This is a genomic window from Pseudomonas sp. KSR10 (assembly GCF_022355455.1).
GTDB lineage: Bacteria > Pseudomonadota > Gammaproteobacteria > Pseudomonadales > Pseudomonadaceae > Stutzerimonas > Stutzerimonas stutzeri_E.
The window spans coordinates 147,208-165,506 of the sequence record NZ_JAKOEN010000019.1; the positions used below are offsets into that span (position 1 = coordinate 147,208).

At 58.2% G+C, this 18,299-nt stretch carries 17 protein-coding genes and 1 tRNA gene; 6 read left to right on the top strand and 12 right to left on the bottom strand.

Annotated features, from left to right (window positions below):
- The 3 genes from MCB86_RS09600 to MCB86_RS09610 all read left to right on the top strand — a co-directional run.
- Positions 1-319 (top strand): hypothetical protein (locus MCB86_RS09600; protein WP_239610729.1); only part of this gene is annotated, 319 nt, incomplete at its 5' end.
- 67 nt (positions 320-386) lie between these two features.
- Entirely contained in the window at positions 387-1,667 is a 1,281-nt protein-coding gene (locus tag MCB86_RS09605) for a hypothetical protein (RefSeq protein ID WP_239610730.1), read from the top strand.
- Positions 1,664-2,680, top strand: coding sequence for a tyrosine-type recombinase/integrase (locus MCB86_RS09610; RefSeq protein WP_239610731.1), 1,017 nt, complete (start codon positions 1,664-1,666; stop codon positions 2,678-2,680). The genes MCB86_RS09605 and MCB86_RS09610 overlap by 4 nt, the downstream gene beginning before the upstream one ends.
- Positions 2,681-2,704: 24 nt before the next feature.
- Here MCB86_RS09610 and MCB86_RS09615 read toward each other — a convergent pair.
- The 5 genes from MCB86_RS09615 to MCB86_RS09635 form a co-directional block, all read right to left on the bottom strand.
- Positions 2,705-2,780, bottom strand: a tRNA-Thr gene (locus MCB86_RS09615).
- Between the two features lie 92 nt (positions 2,781-2,872).
- The gene (locus tag MCB86_RS09620) at positions 2,873-3,682 is read right to left on the bottom strand and encodes a DUF3618 domain-containing protein (protein ID WP_239610732.1); all 810 of its coding nucleotides are present in this window, start codon (positions 3,680-3,682) and stop codon (positions 2,873-2,875) included.
- The gene (locus tag MCB86_RS09625; protein ID WP_045161241.1) at positions 3,679-4,122 is read right to left on the bottom strand and encodes a phage holin family protein; all 444 of its coding nucleotides are present in this window, start codon (positions 4,120-4,122) and stop codon (positions 3,679-3,681) included. Before MCB86_RS09625 ends, MCB86_RS09620 begins: the two co-directional genes overlap by 4 nt.
- Positions 4,119-4,940, bottom strand: coding sequence for a hypothetical protein (locus MCB86_RS09630; protein ID WP_239610733.1), 822 nt, complete (start codon positions 4,938-4,940; stop codon positions 4,119-4,121). The genes MCB86_RS09625 and MCB86_RS09630 overlap by 4 nt, the downstream gene beginning before the upstream one ends.
- A 448-nt stretch (positions 4,941-5,388) precedes the next feature.
- The gene (locus MCB86_RS09635) at positions 5,389-7,521 is read right to left on the bottom strand and encodes a glycoside hydrolase family 5 protein (protein WP_239610734.1); all 2,133 of its coding nucleotides are present in this window, start codon (positions 7,519-7,521) and stop codon (positions 5,389-5,391) included.
- Between the two features lie 520 nt (positions 7,522-8,041).
- On the opposite strand from MCB86_RS09635, the gene MCB86_RS09640 reads away from it, so the two are divergent.
- Complete coding sequence (locus MCB86_RS09640) at positions 8,042-8,257, top strand: DUF2945 domain-containing protein (protein WP_239610735.1); 216 nt, start codon at positions 8,042-8,044, stop codon at positions 8,255-8,257.
- Entirely contained in the window at positions 8,254-8,829 is a 576-nt protein-coding gene (locus tag MCB86_RS09645) for a DUF488 domain-containing protein (RefSeq protein WP_239610736.1), read from the top strand. The genes MCB86_RS09640 and MCB86_RS09645 overlap by 4 nt, the downstream gene beginning before the upstream one ends.
- Positions 8,830-9,423: 594 nt before the next feature.
- Here MCB86_RS09645 and MCB86_RS09650 read toward each other — a convergent pair.
- Entirely contained in the window at positions 9,424-10,218 is a 795-nt protein-coding gene (locus MCB86_RS09650) for a WecB/TagA/CpsF family glycosyltransferase (RefSeq protein WP_230623580.1), read from the bottom strand.
- 181 nt (positions 10,219-10,399) lie between these two features.
- On the opposite strand from MCB86_RS09650, the gene MCB86_RS09655 reads away from it, so the two are divergent.
- Positions 10,400-11,446 carry a glycoside hydrolase family 5 protein gene (locus MCB86_RS09655; RefSeq protein WP_045161234.1) on the top strand — a complete coding sequence of 349 codons (1,047 nt, stop codon included), beginning with the start codon at positions 10,400-10,402 and terminating at the stop codon, positions 11,444-11,446.
- A 52-nt stretch (positions 11,447-11,498) separates the two neighbouring features.
- Here the strand turns inward: MCB86_RS09655 and MCB86_RS09660 are convergent, their stop codons facing one another.
- From MCB86_RS09660 to MCB86_RS09685, 6 genes are all read right to left on the bottom strand, one after another.
- Complete coding sequence (locus MCB86_RS09660; RefSeq protein WP_045161233.1) at positions 11,499-12,479, bottom strand: phosphoribosyltransferase family protein; 981 nt, start codon at positions 12,477-12,479, stop codon at positions 11,499-11,501.
- A gap of 60 nt (positions 12,480-12,539) precedes the next feature.
- Entirely contained in the window at positions 12,540-13,304 is a 765-nt protein-coding gene (locus MCB86_RS09665; protein ID WP_045161232.1) for a glycosyltransferase, read from the bottom strand.
- Positions 13,267-14,511, bottom strand: a complete 1,245-nt coding sequence (locus MCB86_RS09670; protein WP_045161231.1) for a hypothetical protein — start codon at positions 14,509-14,511, stop codon at positions 13,267-13,269. Before MCB86_RS09670 ends, MCB86_RS09665 begins: the two co-directional genes overlap by 38 nt.
- Positions 14,512-14,802: 291 nt before the next feature.
- Complete coding sequence (locus tag MCB86_RS09675) at positions 14,803-15,771, bottom strand: GDP-L-fucose synthase (RefSeq protein ID WP_045161230.1); 969 nt, start codon at positions 15,769-15,771, stop codon at positions 14,803-14,805.
- A gap of 2 nt (positions 15,772-15,773) precedes the next feature.
- Positions 15,774-16,898, bottom strand: a complete 1,125-nt coding sequence (gmd, locus tag MCB86_RS09680; RefSeq protein WP_045161229.1) for a GDP-mannose 4,6-dehydratase — start codon at positions 16,896-16,898, stop codon at positions 15,774-15,776.
- Between the two features lie 171 nt (positions 16,899-17,069).
- Positions 17,070-18,299, bottom strand: a complete 1,230-nt coding sequence (locus MCB86_RS09685; RefSeq protein ID WP_239610737.1) for a glycosyltransferase family 4 protein — start codon at positions 18,297-18,299, stop codon at positions 17,070-17,072.

An 18,299-nucleotide genomic window follows, 5' to 3' on the forward strand; every position in this document is an offset into this window, starting at 1 on the left:
AGCGCCCTTGGTGTGCTTTGCTTTCGCCCGCCTCCCTCACGCCTTCGCCGCGCTGCTGGCCGAGCGCCCGCGCCTGTTGCTTCTACTACTGATCGGCCTCATGCCCTGGAGCGCCTGGGTCGCCGCGCTGCCGCCCAACGGCCAACCCGCTCAGCTCGCCCCTCCCTATGAACGCGCCTGCCCTAGTGATCCGTTCGATCACATCTCTGACCCAATGAACTGGATTGAGAAACCTTGGTGCGCGCTGGCCGAGCACTCTCACACGCGCGGAGGCACGAGGCGCGTGAGCGTGCGCAGCCAGCGCGCGCCGCCGCGCTGACGTCCTTGTAACACGTCAGATAACCAGTTGTGGATTCAGTGGCAAAAGCTCAATAAAGGTAAATCCGATGCAAGTTAAAGATTTCATCCGCGTTGACCGAACCACCGGCGAGGAAAGCAGCAACGGCCGACTGTTTCTGGACATTGGCTATACGGGCTTCAAGGACCTGTCAGGCGTTCGCCTGCTGCGCTGCGGCGTCGATACGGTCCGCCAGCTGTACCGCGGGCTGATCCGTCCGGAGATCATGGCGCTGTTCGAGAAGCCGGGCGCGATGGTCGAGTTTGCCGGGGAAATCTGGCACTCGGGCCGTGTAGGCCGGGACTCGGGCTACCAGTACAAGCTGCAGAACGCTGACCTGGGCTTCATCCTGCTCATCAAGAACTTCAACGCCAAGCTGGAGCACATCGGGCCGCACCTGAAAATCGAGGTATCACCGCACGCCATCGACGCGCTGTCGCCGGAACGGCTGCAAGAGCGGATGGACTACTACGCCGCCGCCGTGATGACGCACCGCGAACGTAACCAGTGTGCCGTCCACCTCGCCCTGGACCTGCAAGGCTGGAAGCCTCCGGTCGATCTGGTGGCACGTCTGCATTGCCGGGCCAGGACGCACCGGGATATCTCGGGCATCAGCCAGGTCGAGTGGGCCACCAAGTCGAGCGTCTACGGGCGCGGGGAAACGTCGATGTTCGGCTCGGCTGGTGGCGTGCAGCTCTGCATCTACAACAAGACCGAGCAGGCCCGCGCGACGGACAAGCTCGACTTCTGGGAAAGCGTCTGGCGGCGTCGGGATTCGTTCGATGCGGCGGACCCGGACAACTACGATCCAACCCAGGACGTGTGGCGGGTGGAGCTGCGCTACCACCATTCGGTCATCCAGCAGTTCGCCAGTGGCTCGATTGACGTGAAGACCGGCGAAGCCATCGACACGGACTCCTTCGCCTCCTTCTCGGCCCATCTGGACGGCCTGTGGCGATACGGCCTGCGCCAGTTCAAGCTCATTGCTCGCCCTGGCTACTACGAACCGATCTGGACGCTGATGCGCGATGACGTGCGGGTGGATGTAGCCGTGGATTCGCTGGTGGATGACACCGAATACAAGCGCTACTACAAGACCTCTCGAGGCTTCTCAGGCAAGAACGTGGAGCTGTTCCTGGGAAACTTCGTAAGCCTGCTAGCAAGGGAGCGGGTGGGCGCAAAAAAGGCGTTTGAGACGCTGCAGCAATGGGACTGCTGGCCGGTGATCCGCGATCATTACGCCGCCAAGGAAATGACCGAGCGTGACCTGTACAAGCACATCAAGGCACTGCTCGAGGAGCGCCACGTTCGCTGGGGGCGTGCTGTTTGATCACCAAGGGACCAACCGGCTGGGACGTGGATTTCTGGCTGGATAGAACAGCCGGCATCCGCAAGCGCAAGCGTGGCTTCCGCACCAAGAGCGAGGCTGAACGCTGGGTAGTCGATATGCGCCGGGAGTACAGCCACCGAGGCCGCGACCCGGGCGAACGCCTCGCCGATCTGGTGCAGGTCTGGTACGAACTGCATGGCGCGACACTCAAGGATCAGAAGCGCTACGGGCGCACCCTGGCGATAGTCGAAGCCCTTGGCAATCCGATTGCCTCCAGCTTCACCGCCCTGGATTTCAGCCGCTACCGGGCCGAACGCCTCAAGAGCTGCACCCCGGCAACGGTGAACCATGAACATCGCTACCTGAAAGCCGTGTTCAACGAGCTGATCCGCCTGGGCGTCTGGCATGAAGCCAATCCGATCGCCAAGCTGCGGCAACTGCGGGTCGATGAAACCGAGCTGACCTATCTCACCCTGGACGAATGCCGGTTGGTGCTGAATGAATGCGCCGCGTCGACCAACAGCCACACCCTGCCGGTCGCCAAGCTCTGTCTGGCTACTGGTGCTCGATGGGATGAAGCGGAGTCGATCACCCGAAGCCAGCTGCTGAACGGGCAAGTCCGCTTCGCCAGGACGAAGAATGGCCGCGTGCGGACCATCCCCGTGCCGGATGATCTGGTGGACCTGATGCTTGAGCGTGGCTACCCAGGGTCGGGTCGGCTGTTCAGCTCCTGTCGATCGGCGTTCCGCAAAGCCTACGAACGCACCGACCTGCACACACCCGGCCAGCTGACCCACATCCTGCGGCACACCTTTGCCAGCCACTACATGATGCAGGGCGGCAACATCCTCACCCTGCAACGAATCCTGGGCCACGGCGATATCAAGATGACGATGCGGTACTCGCACTTAGCGCCCGATCACTTCGCTACCGCCCTCACTCATTCGCCGTTCGCATTGCTGAGACAAGAACGGGACACTTGTGAGACACCAGCCCAAATGAAAAAGGGCTAGCCGAAGCTAACCCTTTGATTTCATTGGTGCCGGTGAGAGGAGTCGAACCCCCGACCTTCGCATTACGAATGCGCTGCTCTACCTACTGAGCTACACCGGCATGGAGCGGCGCATTATCGGTTTTCGCCGGTGCGGACTCAAGGCCCGCACCGGTGAAAACGTGCCGCATTCGCTATGCGGTGTCGTGCGGTGTCATAGACCGGCAGATGTGGAGCCGGTCGAAGTCGCCGTGCCGGAGGGCGATCGGCTGGCCTCGCCGTTGCTGGCGCCCTGCTTGACCTGGGTAGCCACCTCTTCGCCCTTGGCAGATACCTTTTGGTATCCCTCCTCGGCCTTGTGGCGGAGCCGATCGGTCACGCGATCGCTCATCTCACCCAGCGCCTCATCTTCACGTCGCGTCGGTGGCACCGAGGCCGCTAGCAGCGCCCCCAGGGCGATACCGATGGCCCCCAGTGCCAGGGGTTGCTCTTGAAGCAAATGATTGAAACCGCCACGCGCCCGGTCGGCCCCGCCCCGCAACCGCTCTGAGGCATGGCGCTTGGAATCACTGGCTCGAGTACGGGCGTTACCGAGTGACTCGGATACGCTGTGGCTCATCTGACTGGCCTTGTCCTTTATCCCCGAGCCCTGCTCTTTGAGGCTCGCGGTCTTGGCGGAAAGCTTTTCACCCATCGAGGGCCCGGTTGATCCATTGCCATAGCCGGTCGTGGTCACGTTCGAATGCGGCTGGCGATTCTGTCCCGCCATCATCCAGAGCAGGCCTATGGATGTCAGCACTGTTGGTACCGGGTTGGCCTTGACCGTATTGCTCAAATTGGAGAAGAACTCGCCGCTGCCGCCCTTCATGTAGCCCAATGCGGTGTCGATGAGCTCGCCCGGGGATAATTTGCTTTCCAACGCATGGACGATATTGCCGATTTCGGCACGCTGCTGGTCGATTTCGCGCTCCAGCTCTGCGGGATCCTTTTGTGCTTCGACATCTATCTGGTTACGTGTGCTCATGATGTATGCCCCTTCACGGCTTCTTTATCCTTGTTAACCGAATGAATAGTGCGCTCGGGCTTGAACGAGGATGCCTCGAACTTCTTCTTGCCGGCGGACACCATGATCAAACCGATCACCACCACCACTCCGCCAACGATCAACGCGGCGAGCCAGGGCTCCATAACTTTGCTCAGTCCATAGACGGCCGACATCAACAGGACGATGAATCCACCGAGCAGGACGGCCCCACCGGTCGCGACGCTCGCGGCGCCGGCCTTGGTGGCGCGAATGGATTCGCTCAGCTCGGCTTTCGCCAGCGCCAGCTCTTTGGTGATCAGAGACGGCACTTCGTGAGTCAGCTGCCGCAGCAGGCCGCCTACAGAGCTATCGCTTTCGGTGCGTAGACCAGGTTCAGGCGTATGCACAGTGGTTGAGGTTGTCTTACGTGCTTCGCTCATGGGAAAAGCCCTCCGTCAGTACCTTTGCCGTCACGGCTGGAAGTGGAACCGAGGCCAGTCCCCGACGTGGAGCCCAAGCCATTGCTACTCGCCCCGGTGCCCGCACCGGTTCCAATACCTGCACCTGTTCCCGTCGTGGAGGTCGTGGAGCGGGAAGCACTAGTTGCAGACGAAACGCCGGCGTTACTGACGCTACCGATGGTTCCAGGCTCGCCGGTATTCAGGCGATCATTAAGCTCTTCCTGATCGGAGCGATACCCATCGCGGGAGGAGCCGTACTGACTTCCCGAGGAAAACGAGGTGGAACTGTCACGATGGCCGTAATCGCCCTGGGCAGCTCGCTTGCTGGATGCGCGGGCAAAACGGGTCAAACCGAATCCCAGCGCGACGCTGCCGGCAATGAACAGACCCGGATTGTTCCGTGCCAACTGATTCACGTCCTGGAACAGCTCGTCCACGCTCTTGCCGCGTAGATCGTCGGAGAGCTTGACCATGCTTTGCGCCATGCTGGAAACGTAGTTGGACAGCCCCAGACGATCCTGCCCTTCCAATTCCTCAGCGGCGGCCTTGGCGCTTTGAGCAACCTTCTCGAGCTCGTCGGCGGCTGTTTCGCGGTAGCCTTCGAGCTGGCTTTTGCCTTGAGTTTTCACCTGATCGGCGGCTTGCCTGGCTTTGGCTTTGGCATCCTCGGCGACATGCCCGGTCGACGCGCTAGAAGTCGACTGACCATTGGTGGAGTTGGATGTCGCAGAAGCGGTATCGGGGCCGGTCTTGGATAGGCCACCGTAACCAGTGATTTCTTCGTCGGGTGTAGTCATTTGATTCACCTTTTATATGGCTTGGCCGGAAGACCACGGTCCGTAGGAACACAGCAACTGCGGGGAACCGCAAACTGTGTAATTTCGGTGCGCACATATAAGGTGACCGGGGCGCTATTTTCGAGTTCCATTATTTCGGCGCGCCATTAATAGCGCGCCTTGGTTGTGAAAGAATGGCAGGAAGCCCGATCCTCGGCACGCTTGATTAGTGGCAAGTTGCCTTCGTACCCCCATAAACCGGCGTCGTTATTGAACTTAAGCGGAACGGTATAACTAACAAGCGAAACGGACGATCTATCGTTAACAAAATGCCCATTAGCCGAGTTTACCGGTTGAAACTAACAGGAAACGAAACTGCAGCCGACGAGCAGCACCGCGATGATGTCTTCAAATAGTTGAAGGCAAAAAAAAAACGGGCCCGAGGGCCCGTCTTTTATACCGGTCGCCGTTACAGCGGGCCGATGGTGGAGCAAGTCTTCTTCGCAGCGGCATGCTTTTGCAGCGGAGCCAGCTGTGGACGGTGCTTACCGCTCGCGACGTCCAGTGCCATGATGTTCTCACCCCAGCGAGGACCGGCTGCCCAGTAGGTGCTCGGGATGCAATTCTCGGCAAGGTACGCCAGCAGCTTGTCGGTGGCGACTACAGCAGACGGAGAGAAGTCCGGGATGCCATGCTCGCCAAGGTAGCCGCGCAGCTTGTTGGCCTTCAGCCACTCGACCCACGGCTTGACTCGCTCTACACCCAGCATCGGGGCGAAGGTTTCGGAGCGCTTGGTGTAGGTGCCCGAGTAGTCGAAGTCGAGATACTGGTGAGCTTCGTAAACCAGGTTGTTCTTCGGATCACGCATCCACGGATCGTTGATCAGCTGGGTGTTGTACTTCTGCCAATGGAAGGCGCTTGAGTAGCGATCACCAGCGATCATGATCCACTTGGTCGGATCGATCTTACGGATTGCCTGCCCAGCGGCTTGCGCAGTTTGCGGCCACAGGTTGTTACCGGTGTTGTACGGCTCGTTCATCAGACCGTAGCCATACAGGGCCGGGTGCTTGGATACCTGCACCGCGATCTTGCGCCAAGTTTCAGCGAACTGCGCCCGCGGAACTTCCGGCGAGTTGATGACTTTGCCGTAGTAACGGTAGTAGTTGTGCATATCAAGGATGACCTTGATGCCGTATTTCTGAGCGTAATCCAGGGACTGCTTGATGCGCGCCAATTCAGCGGCATCCAGTTCGGTACCCAGCTTGGGCTGGATTCGCTCCCAGAGGAAGCCCAGACGCACCAGTTTGAAGCCAAGACCAGCGTGACGCTTGTAATAGGACTCGTCGGCGTAGGTGTAGCCCTTGTTGTAGATGCCCGGAACATTCGCCGGGTCGAACACGCCCGAACCAAAGTTCACGCCGACCAGATCGATACCGCTACCGTCGCTGACCACCGGAGTGGTGGGCGCCGGAGCAGGCGTTGGTGCCGGTGCCGGAGCAGGCGACGAGGTACCAGGAGCCGTCGGCGTAGTCGTGCCGCCGGTGCTGGACACCACGCTGATGGTCTTCGGATAGCCAACGGCGCTGGCGGACAGCGTTGTGCCGCTCAGCATGACGGAGAGGTGGGCGCCCACGTCATAGACGGCGGCAACCTGACGTACCTGGCCGTCTGCCAGTTTTACCGATGCACCTTTAACGAACGAGGCCTTGTTGGCAGCGGTGTCTGGGATCGAGAAGCCAGCGGCCTTGCGATAGATACCGTTTTCCCAATCCGAGTTGGTGAAGCTGTTCAACCCGGCGCTGTACGTCGTGCCGGACGCAGGGGCAGTCGGCGCGGGGGCGGGCGCCGGAGCAGGTGCCGGCTGGGTTACGGAAGGCGAAGTGGTGCCGGTGGCCGCCGCCACACTGACGGACTTCGGATAGCCGACGGCGCTGCCAGACAGCGCGGAGCCGCCCATCATGATCGACAGGTTGGCACCCGTGTCATAGACCGCAGTGATCTTGCGTACCTGGCCATCCGCCAGCTTCGCCGATGCACCGACAACGAACGCAGCTTTGTTGGCAGCGGTATCCGGGATGGAGAAACCGGGCGACCGGCGATAGATCCCGCGATCCCAATCAGTGCTGGTGAAGTTGTTCAGGGCGACCGAGAGCGTGCTGCTAGGGGCAGTCGCTGCCGGAGCCGTTGTAGCAGGAGCTGCTGCGGAGGCAACCACGGTGCTGACTGTGCGCGGTGCGCCGACCTTGGCGCCGTCGAGCAGACCACCGTCAACGTAAATACTGATGTTGCTACCGACGACGTAGACCTTGGTGATCTTGCGTACTTGGCCATCGGCAAACTTGATCTGGACGCCCGGCTTGAACGCGGCGATAGCGGCAGAGCTCGCCGGCACGGAAAGAGCCGCGGTCCGGCGCCACACACCGTTGAGAAAATCGGTGCTGGTGAAGGTATTGATCTTTGAAGTGAAAGCGGTCGTGGAAGAGGCACTTACCGTGATGTCAGCAGCCGCTTCGCCAGTGAAAACAACAGCGCCGAATACGGCAGCAAGAGCGATGGAACGAACAAGTGCCTTAGGGGCACCAGTAATTACATTGATAGACATTCAGTCTCTCCGGAACTTAATACTTCTAAAAGCCGAAGCCTTTAAAAAAGTGGCGGGAGTTTTAATTAAGTCGTACAGGCGCTTACTGGGGCAGATGCATCACTTCGCGCAACCGGACGAACCGCGTTACAACGAACGCCGGATTACCAGTAGGGGAACCCGGCAATCCGTTGCGTGGCGCCTTTATAATAGGTTTCCAAAACGATTCAAAATTTTTTTGACGGATTTAGATCGCCAACTCTCCGCCACATTTTTGACCGGCCATTAATCCGCTATTAGAAGCTGTCTTTTTGCCATTACCCTCAATAGCGCTTAAGCCGCTTTAAACCGTTACGCTAATTGCCTGACGGCGTCATTTTTTTGAATTAACCAGGTCACAGAATGAGAAATCGGCTATGGATTTAGCCGACGAACGGTCGGAGCAAGGAAGCGCCACTTCCGGTCCGCTTATAAGAGAGGAAGAGTTATTTCCGCTCGTGTTATTCCTTGTCAGCCCACCTGACAGAGTCGGGAGCCGTTCATGACGCAGCAGAAATTCAAGATTGGCGACCACGTGCGCTGGAATTCCGAGGCGGGGTATGTGACGGGACGCATCGTCAAAGTGCATACACAGGACACCGACTACAAAGGCCATAGGCGACGGGCCAGCCCGGATGAACCGCAATACGAGATCAAGAGCGACAAGACGGATCACGTGGCGATGCACAAGGGCGGCGCGCTGGGCAAGATCGAATGATCCCGACCCAGCCGCGCCAGATCTGGACGATTGGCCACTCCACGCGTACACCCGAGGCGCTTATCGCGGTGCTGGAGCACTACGGCATCCGCGCGGTCGCGGACGTCCGTCGCTTTCCCGGATCGAAGCGTTGGCCACAATTCATGTCGGCGAATCTCGAAGCCGTGCTCCACGAACACGAGATTGCCTATGAGTGGATCGAGCAATTGGGTGGCAGACGTCGGGCCCCGCCGGGGCTGTGTTCCAGCGCGTGGCGCAACGCGTCCTTTCGGGGCTACGCCGAGCATTTGAAAACCGACGAGTTCGCCACTGGCCTCCAGCGACTCTTACACCTGGCGGATGGACGACCCACCGCGATGATGTGTGCAGAAGTGCTCTGGTGGCGCTGCCACCGCGCCATGGTGTCGGATGTCTTGAAGCTACGAGGAATAGAGGTACTGCACATCCAGGACGCTCAACGAATGACGCCGCATCCCTATACCTCGCCAGCAAGACTGGAGAACGGCAAGCTGACCTATGACGAAGACGTCGGCGTGCCATTGAAGAAGGACGGGCCGGGCGTTAGACACTAGCGCTGGCAGCCCAAAAGGAGGGAGAGGCAAACAAGCAGGCGGTTGACCGAACGACGGCTTCGCGTCGTCAACCACGAGCGGATCGATACCGAGTCTTATCTGGAAGCAGCGGAAGCGGGGCCGCTGCGCGGTACGACCAGGGCACTGATAGATCTGGTAGGCCGGCCCGGCTCTGCTGGCAATCGCTGCGGCGGAGCGCTCAAGGCCTACAGGTGAAAGCGGTAATCGCGCTGTTCAGGCAGTCCTGTACGAGGTGCTGCTGATCTGAGTGTTGCGCCGACGCGCGCCCCACCATCGCCCGCGCTCAAGTCCAGCAGAGCGCCGTCGGGTCGATTGCAAAAATCATGTTGGGAATATTGGGGATGAAGCCACTCGGGCTTCTGACTGGCCAGGTTTTGGGCACTGGCGCGGAGATATTGACTCTCGCGTTACCGATGAATCTGCTGGGCGCTCGACGAGCAAGACGTACCACGCGGGGATCGTCTCGATCGACGCAAGCTGATGACATTAACGGTGTCCCACGCTAATCGCGGTCCGTTTTGCCACCTATCGGCTGCTGCCGCCCTCTCCTCCTTGCCAGGCGGCAGCAATCGGTTAGGGTTCGCGCTTGAGGGCACTCCAGCCACCGACGCGCCGCGTGCTCGAGAAGGCGTTACGCGACAGGTAATAGAAGAACAGCGGGATCCCCACGGCGTAACGCTTGAACAAGCGACGGGGCTCGATGAGCATGCGGAACGCCCACTCCAGCCCAAACCGGCGAAAAAGCATCGGTGCGCGTGGAAAGCGCTGCGCCGAAAAATCAAGGATCGCGCCACCACAGATCAGCAGTGCACGGGTATTCATCGCCTTTTGCAGATGCAGCGCCACATGCTCCTGCTTGGGCATGCCCATGGCCAACACGATGATCGGAAAGCGCCCGGGCACGTGGTGCTGCCGAAAGAACTCCAGGTACTCCTCGGAACGCTTGAAGCCGTCGATCGCATAGAACCTGCGGTCGCCGAACAGTTTGCGCGCGCCATCGCTCAGCCAAGGCTCACAAGTCCCCATGGCGAACAGCTCGTAACGATCTTCGGAGTCTCCTACCAGATCTTCGATCAGCTCTGGAATGAAGTCGGATCCGTTGAGGTTGGCTTTCGGGTCGAGCCCATTGAACAAGCAGGCGATCTTGATACCGATGCCGTCGCGCAGCAAATAGTTGACCTGAAGAAAGCTGTGCAGGACCGAGGAATGGCGCTGAGCGATGTTGTAGCCGTGCTGATTGAGAAACCCCAGGATGGTCGGCGACTCGCGCTTCTTCAACTCGGAGATAAAAGGGCCGGTATCTGTTTCGTCCAATAGTTTCAGCTTCCCTATCAAAGGATCCATCCTTTTGGTGAGGGGATTTTTCATAAATAGCTTCTCTGTCTGCAAATCAAATGAAAGTCGTCGAGACGCACTGCAGCAGCCGGATGGGGGTGCGTGCAGAACGGAAGATTCGTCTGGAAAAAAACTGAACAATGCCTGGCTCTGCCGGACAAACGAAGCAGCCGCTCCCGCGGTATCTTCCCAAAGGGTAAAAAGAGGTAGTCAGATGTTAAGGACACGTAGCGTTTCGAAACGATCAAAAGGAATACTCCTCGGACTCGCACTTGTGCTCGGGAGTGCCGCAAGCGAGGCAGAAAATATCGATCTGATCGGACTGAATATTGGCGGTGCCGCATTTTCTGGCAATGTCATCCCTGGGAAATATAAAACAAATTATTTCTTCCCAGCTCCTGGCTATCTTTCGAAGTGGAAGGCCAAGGGCATCATGACCATTCGCTTTCCCATCATGTGGGAACGCCTGCAGCATGAATTGAACGCGGAACTTGACGAAGATTATGCACAGCTGATCGAAGAGACATTGCAACAAGCCGCTGATAACGACATGCGGGTCATCCTCGACATTCACAACTACGCCCGCTATCAGAAACAGATCATTGGAACCGAAGCTGTACCGATATCGGCTTACGCGGATCTGTTGGAACGCATTGCCAAGCGTTGGAAGGATCACCCAGGGCTTTATGCCTACGACATCATGAACGAACCACACGGCGCCGACGAATATTGGCCGGCCGCAGCCCAAGCCGGTATCGACGCCATCAGAAAACATGACAAGGCGCGGCCCTTGTTTATCGAGGGCAACTTCTGGTCCAGCAGTTTTCGCTGGCAGAAATTCAATGATCCGCTGTTGCAACTGAAAGACCCCTCCGACAAGTTGATATTTTCCGCCCATCTGTATCTTGATAAACACGGTAGCGGACAATACAAGGAACCGCTGGAGAAAGACTTCGACACCATGCTCGGCGTCAAACGCGTCAAACCCTTTATCGATTGGTTGATCGAGCATGGCAAGCAAGGTCATATCGGTGAGTTTGGTGTTCCTTCCGATGACCCCCGCCTATTGGAAGCGATGGATAACTTGCTGGCATACCTGCAGCAACACTGCATCCCGATGACATACTGGGCGGCCGGTTCGTCCTGGGGCAAATACAAGTTGTCCGTCGAACCGAAGGACGGTCAGGACCGTCCGCAGTGGGAAGTGCTCAGCAAGTACGTCAACCAGGGAGATTGCAGCCAAATCGGCCCCAAACACTGAGCAGCACCAGCGCTCGTTCCGGCCGCACCCAGGTGCGATCGAAACGGGCGCATCAGCTCTTCGACGAGGGTGCGACCGGTACCCACTTGCCAAGAATCGATCTAGCCTTGCCGACCAGCTTCGCCTTCAGGCTGTAGCTCTTGCGCAATGCATTGGACTTGAGGTTATAGACCTGGCCAGGCACGTACATCTCATTGGTCTCGATGCAGTACACCGGTTTGCCACTGAGCTTCATGATCTCGACCGCCTGCCTGACTTCGCTCTCGACGAATAGCCGCGTCAACGGTTGTTTGGCATAAACCTCCGCCTTGAACTTGTGATGGATATTCAATCGGCGGCGCTCTTCAGCAGTGGGTAGGTCGAGCATGTGCAAGGTGCCGTATTGCACACCGTTGCGCTCCAGCCACGCCTCCGTTTCGGCACGGTATTTTTCAAGCCGACTGGTCACCAGATGCGCAACCTTGACCGAAGGGATGAAGAGCGGGCGCGTGCAACCTAGAAACTGCAGGTAGTTCGGTCCGTCATCGTTCTCCTCCAAGGTCGGATCGACGCAGAGCACCCCATCTATATCCAGACATGCCTGGGCCAGGAACGGATGGTGCATCACGTTCCATTCAAACATCCGCGGCTGCTCTACGAGTTCTAGATGTACATCTACGAGATTCCGATTATGTCGTTCGGCAAACGCGGCCATGGTCACCACGCTGCCCTTATAAGCGGAGCGTACCTGCACCAACGCGGCCTGCATGGAGTTGCCCGATGAGATGCTATCGTCCACAAGCAGGATTTTTCTTGCATCCCATGGCTTCGTCAGGTCGGCGTGTTTGTAGGTGCGGGTATTGCCTTTCTTCAGATCATCATTGCGCAGAAACGAATAGAGGTCCGTCAATGGCAGGTTCTGCTTCAGCGCGATGACGCTGGCGACCAGCGTCCCGCTTCGGGGGATACCGACCACTAGATCGACATCGTTTGGAATCTTGCTGGCACACTCAGTGCTGAGCCGCGATAGGTCATTCAGGCTTCGGTAATTCATCGAACACTCTCCTGTGCCTTTTCTTGGTCCATCTCCTCGATGGGAAACCCGTCTACTTCTTCAACGCCCCAATGACGAACGCAGTTGTTTGGTATGAGTATGTACGTAATGCAGCACATAGAGCGCCAAGGCGTTGGGTTTGGAAAAATTGAGAAAGCGCGTTCTGATATGCATGTCTTCACGAATCGCCTCAAAGCGTCGCTTGTGCGATACACCCGTGGTATCGAAGATGCACAGCGGAAACGACAGTTGCAGAACTTCGCTTTGCAAGTCCAGCCCCTGCAGGAATTCAAGCAACAAGCAGTAGTCTGCTGACAACTTGTAATCGAGCCTGAATTCGAACTGGCGCAGTCGCTCATTCTCGAAGTACATGGTCTGATGGCTGGCCGGCAAACCCAGCGGCGCGCGTTCGATGGGACGTGCGCTGGTGAGTTTCAAGTCGCCGCTGGCTTCCTTGCGATAGAAGTCACCATAGATGAACTTCGGTACGGCGGTCGTTTTCGACAACTCGCCATTGATACGTTCGAGTACCGATGGGTCGGCAAGCGAGTCGCCGCTGTTGAGGAACAGCGTATAGCCGGACGTCTCGACTGCACGCAGACGCCCTTTGTTCATCGCATCGTAAATACCCTTGTCCGGCTCGATGGTTATTTCCGCCTGATCGTCGTCAAGACTTTTCAACCATTCGCCGCTCCCATCTTTGGAGGCGCCGTCGATAACAATCCAGCGAAAGTTCCGGTAGGTCTGGCTGGTTAGGCTCCGATAGGTCTCCTTCAGGCCATCCAGATTATTCCAGTTTATAGTTACGATACTGAAACTGACCATAATTCACCTGTTCAAGATTTGCCGTAAGGGGGGTGTCCGCTGTTTTAAGCTTGGCGTAATAAAGGAAAAACGCCGCCGCCATCCCATACACATCACCAGAAAATGTCAGTGCATTGGAAAGCGCAATATTCAACATGCTGACCACAAAGGATAGTTGCAGGGCTGCCAGCAAAGGCCCCTTGTTCGAGCATTGGCGCATTATCCAGATGAAGCCGCCATAGAAGACCAAGGCGACGATAGGCGCCAGGAACCCGTACCGATAATAGACGCCGAATATTCCGACATCGGCGAGATAAAAATGTGAGTTATAAATTCGCGAGAACCCGCCTTGCCATTGCAGAGACAGCGCACCCATGCCGAAATAGTTGTTGGCGCTGATGGCATCCAGAATGATCGAAACGGTTCTCTCCCGCACGCCAGGCCCCGCTGTGGCGTCGAAGAGCAAGGCATCGAATCGGGCGTATTGTTCGTGATAGAACTCAGGGACCAACAGGTATGACACCACCAGGATCGTCACGCCGAGCACACTCATCTTCATCAGCGAATCGATGCGCTTACGGAATATCCACATACCCGCCAAGGCCCAGACCACCATGGTCTGCCGAGTCTGCATGACCAGCCAGAGATAGGCCACGAAGTAGAGAAGAACCAGTAGCCTGCCGATCGTGACCCGATCCTTCATGCTGTACATCAGCATGAACGCCGAGATGGTGACTACGGGCGCACCGATACGGAAGCGATTCGGACGCAACAGGTCCTCGTACTGCGTCCAATCATCGACGGTGAAGGAAGCCACCTTGTTCTGCGGAATAATTCCCAGATAGTAGGCAAAGCCCAGGGTGGCGCAGAACAGGCCGACGTAAAGAAAGTACTTTCCCAGCTCCTCCTCGGTCGGAGACGCCTTGATCAACAGGAACAGGGTCGGGAAGAACACCAAGTATTGAAAGAAACGACGCTCTTCCAGCAAGCCATACGCCATGGGTTGACCGAAGTTCAGGTTGGCGAGCACCGCGGAGATAACCGGCAGCAGGCAGCCCATGAAGATGATCCACAGGCTGGTCTTTGACTGGTAGACCCACTTCCATGCTACGAACAGGCAGGCTGTTGCGGCCAGAACCAGTAGCAGAAACAGCTCCTGGAAGTACGGAATTCCGGCCCGCTTGTCATCCGTCAGGAAGAAGCAGGTGGAGTTCAGCAACAGGAGCATGAACAGCAGATTCTTGTACGCCAGAACTTTCCTTAACAAGCGGCTTTCCCCATTTTCCAGATGTGACGTGGCGAACACAGAACCGAGCCGGTCCGGTTTGACGACTTCTAGATAGGCGGTTCACCACGGCGGAGGAATCATGTGCCATGGATGGACAACAACAGCGGCAAAAAAGTCCGCTGTTGCTCAAGCCAAATGCGCCGCATTGCTTCTCCGGCGCTATCGCCCGCCTGTCTCTTCCCCGCTCATCGCGCCAAAAAATCCTGCGTGGCAGGCCATGGCCCTAATCGATCAGTGACGAACCAGATGCTGATTTTCGACGAACCAGCGATATGCATCGCGCAGACCGTCTTCCAGGCTGATGCTCGACTGCCAACCGAGCGCCTTGAGACGCGAGACGTCCATGAGCTTGCGCGGGGTGCCGTCCGGTTTGGTGCTGTCGAATTTGAGCTCGCCCTGGTACTCAGTGACCCGAGCAATGGTTTCGGCGAGCTCGCGGATGCTGCAGTCCACCCCAGTACCCACGTTGATGTGCGACAGCATCGGCTGGGTATGGGCCTGATAGGTCTCGTCATCCAGTTCCATGACGTGCACGCAGGCTGCGGCCATGTCGTCGACATGGAGGAACTCGCGCTGCGGCTTGCCGCTGCCCCAGATCACGACTTCGTTATCGCCGCGCTGCGTCGCCTCGTGGAAGCGCTTGAGCAATGCCGGCACCACATGGCTGTTTTCCGGATGGAAATTGTCGTTCGGACCGTAGAGGTTGGTTGGCATCACGCTGCGATAGTCACGGCCGTACTGGCGGTTGTAGCTCTCGCACAGTTTGATGCCAGCAATCTTCGCCACCGCGTAGGGCTCGTTGGTCGGTTCTAACACGCCGGTCACCAACGCCTCTTCCTTCATCGGCTGCTCGGCGAACTTGGGATAGATGCACGACGAGCCGAGGAACAGCAACTTATTGACGTCGTTGCAATGCGCGGCATGAATGATGTTCGCTTCGACCATGAGGTTCTGGTAGATGAACTCGGCCGGATAGGTGTTGTTGGCATGAATGCCACCCACCTTGGCCGAGGCCATGTAAACCTGATCGATCTTGTTCTCTGCAAAAAAGGCGTTCACCGCCGCCTGGTCGACCAGATCCAACTCCTCACGCCCACGCGTGATGAGATTGCGGTATCCCAGCGATTGCAGGCGACGGACAATCGCGGAGCCCACCATGCCGCGATGTCCCGCAACGAAAATACGTGCGTCACGATTCATATTCAGTTCTCCAATGTCACTGGAATGTCGAAGCCGTGCTCTTTGAGCAGGGCATGGCGCTGGGCGACTTTCAGATCCTCGCGGACCATCTCGGCGCACATTTCCTGCACGCTGATTTCCGGGGTCCAGCCAAGTTTGTTCTTGGCGTTGCTCGGGTCGCCGAGCAGGGTCTCCACTTCCGCCGGGCGGAAGTAGCGCGGATCGATGCGAACGATGACGTCACCCACGTTAAGCGCCGGTGCCTTGTCCCCTTCGATGCCGGCAACGATGGCGCGCTCGTCTACGCCGCTGCCTTCGAAGCGCAGCTGGACACCCAGCTCAGCGGCCGACCAACGAATGAATTCGCGCACCGAGTACTGCACGCCGGTAGCGATGACGAAGTCTTCCGCCTGCTCCTGCTGCAGCATCATCCACTGCATGCGTACGTAATCCTTGGCATGGCCCCAATCGCGTAGCGCGTCGAGGTTGCCCATGTGCAAGCACTTCTCCAGTCCCTGGGCGATGTTTGCCAGGCCGCGGGTGATCTTGCGGGTCACGAAGGTTTCGCCGCGGCGTGGCGACTCGTGGTTGAAGAGAATGCCGTTGCAGGCATACATACCGTAGGCTTCGCGGTAGTTGACCGTGATCCAGTAGGCGTACAGCTTGGCCACTGCATAAGGCGAACGCGGATAGAACGGCGTGGTTTCCTTCTGCGGAATCTCCTGCACCAAGCCGTACAGCTCGGAGGTCGAGGCCTGGTAGAAGCGGGTTTTCTTTTCCAGGCCCAGCAGGCGAATGGCTTCCAGAATGCGCAACGCGCCCATGCCGTCGACATCCGCCGTGTATTCAGGCGATTCGAAGCTGACGGCGACGTGCGATTGCGCACCCAGGTTGTACACCTCGTCGGGCTGCACTTCCTGGATGATGCGAGTCAGATTGGACGAGTCGGTCAGGTCGCCGTAGTGCAGAACCAGGTTCTGGTGCTCGACATGAGGGTCCTGATAGATGTGATCGACCCGCTGAGTATTGAACAACGAGGCGCGGCGCTTGATGCCATGGACCTCGTAGCCCTTTTCCAGCAGAAACTCGGCGAGGTAGGAACCGTCCTGCCCAGTAATCCCGGTGATCAGTGCGCGTTTCTTTTCCATTTCAGAGTACCTGTAGGTTCCAGATGACAAGAGGAGTGGTGTGTGATGCTGGGCGGCCAAAGCAGGCGCGACCAAGCGCCCTGTCCCGCCGAACAGCAGCTTTAAATTGATTGTTGGCAGCCGAAGTTAACGAAGCGTTACTGCCCTGCCCGCCTCGGACGGACGGACCGCTCATGCGAGCATTTCCTCGTACAGCGCCCGGTACTGCCGAGCGATGACCGGACTGTCGAAGGTGCTGACGATCTTTTCTCTCGCATTGGCCGCGAGCTGTGGATAGTCGGCCTCGCCCGTGACCCACTCGACGCCCTCGGCGAGCCCCCTGGCTTCGAAGGGCGCGGCCTTATAGCCGTCGTGTTGGTGAGTCACGATATCTTTCGGGCCGGTGGCGTCGAAGCACACCACGGGGGTCCCACAACCCATGGCTTCGGCGAGGGTCTTGCCGAACGCTTCCATCAGGCTTGGCGCAATGAAGACATCGGCCGCCGAATACAGCAGGCGCAGCGAGATGCTGTCGTGCAGGTAGCCAAACGAGGTGTAGTCGAAGCCCAAGCCGTCGGCGATGGACTGGTCCAGCTTGCCGAAAAAGCACAGGTGGTACTTGGCCGGGTCGAGATGCTTGAGCATCTCCAGGTATTTGCCGAAGCCCTTGTAGATGTCCTTGGCGCTGGTACAGCCGGTGAGGATGATCTTCTTCTCGGTATTCAGCCCTAGCAACTGCCTGGCCAGGGGTTTATCCAGCGGGAAGAACTCGTTGGCATCGACGTTGTTGTGAATGGTGCGTACGTCGAAATCGCGGAACAGCAGGCTCTGCCTGGCCTGCTCGGAGACCCAGTCGCTGATGCCGATCATCTTCATCGATTTGGGCAGATACTTGCGCTTGCGGTTGAGCACGAAGCGCGACAGGTCCCTGTCGGAGGTGCTACCGAGTTGATCGCAGCTGCCGCAGCCGGTAATGAACTTCTCGCAGCCCATGGCGTAGTGACAGCCACCCGTCATCGGCCACATGTCGCGCATGGTCCAGACCACCGGCTTGCGCAGCTTGGCCAGGTGCTTCATGTCGACGAAGCCGCCATTGATCCAGTGCAGATGCACCACGTCGGCCTCGCGGCATTCGGTGCTGTCGGTGAAATCGGCGCCCATCACCCCGGCGCTGAACATGCCCGACTGGCGTCCACGGTAGAAGCTGGCGAATGCCTGGTCCGCCTGGCTCCTGGCGATACTGATGATTTTGTCTTTCTTGCTGCGGCTGACGGACACCACCGAGGTATCGCCATGAGTAATCTGGCTGTTGGTGTAGACGAGAGAATCGACACCCAGCGAGCGCAACCCCTGGTGCAACCAGTACGCACCGCGGGCAGCACCTCCGGTCAATTCGCCAGCGACCAAATGTAATACCTTCAT

Coding starts and splice junctions, on each gene's coding strand:
- MCB86_RS09605 (WP_239610730.1), top strand. CDS start 387: ATGCAAGTTAAAGATTTCATCCGCGTTGACCGAACCACCGGCGAGGAA.
- MCB86_RS09620 (WP_239610732.1), bottom strand. CDS start 3,682: ATGAGCACACGTAACCAGATAGATGTCGAAGCACAAAAGGATCCCGCA.
- MCB86_RS09625 (WP_045161241.1), bottom strand. CDS start 4,122: ATGAGCGAAGCACGTAAGACAACCTCAACCACTGTGCATACGCCTGAA.
- MCB86_RS09630 (WP_239610733.1), bottom strand. CDS start 4,940: ATGACTACACCCGACGAAGAAATCACTGGTTACGGTGGCCTATCCAAG.
- MCB86_RS09635 (WP_239610734.1), bottom strand. CDS start 7,521: ATGTCTATCAATGTAATTACTGGTGCCCCTAAGGCACTTGTTCGTTCC.
- MCB86_RS09640 (WP_239610735.1), top strand. CDS start 8,042: ATGACGCAGCAGAAATTCAAGATTGGCGACCACGTGCGCTGGAATTCC.
- MCB86_RS09645 (WP_239610736.1), top strand. CDS start 8,254: ATGATCCCGACCCAGCCGCGCCAGATCTGGACGATTGGCCACTCCACG.
- MCB86_RS09650 (WP_230623580.1), bottom strand. CDS start 10,218: ATGAAAAATCCCCTCACCAAAAGGATGGATCCTTTGATAGGGAAGCTG.
- MCB86_RS09655 (WP_045161234.1), top strand. CDS start 10,400: ATGTTAAGGACACGTAGCGTTTCGAAACGATCAAAAGGAATACTCCTC.
- MCB86_RS09660 (WP_045161233.1), bottom strand. CDS start 12,479: ATGAATTACCGAAGCCTGAATGACCTATCGCGGCTCAGCACTGAGTGT.
- MCB86_RS09665 (WP_045161232.1), bottom strand. CDS start 13,304: ATGGTCAGTTTCAGTATCGTAACTATAAACTGGAATAATCTGGATGGC.
- MCB86_RS09670 (WP_045161231.1), bottom strand. CDS start 14,511: ATGCTCCTGTTGCTGAACTCCACCTGCTTCTTCCTGACGGATGACAAG.
- MCB86_RS09675 (WP_045161230.1), bottom strand. CDS start 15,771: ATGAATCGTGACGCACGTATTTTCGTTGCGGGACATCGCGGCATGGTG.
- gmd (WP_045161229.1), bottom strand. CDS start 16,898: ATGGAAAAGAAACGCGCACTGATCACCGGGATTACTGGGCAGGACGGT.
- MCB86_RS09685 (WP_239610737.1), bottom strand. CDS start 18,299: ATGAAGGTATTACATTTGGTCGCTGGCGAATTGACCGGAGGTGCTGCC.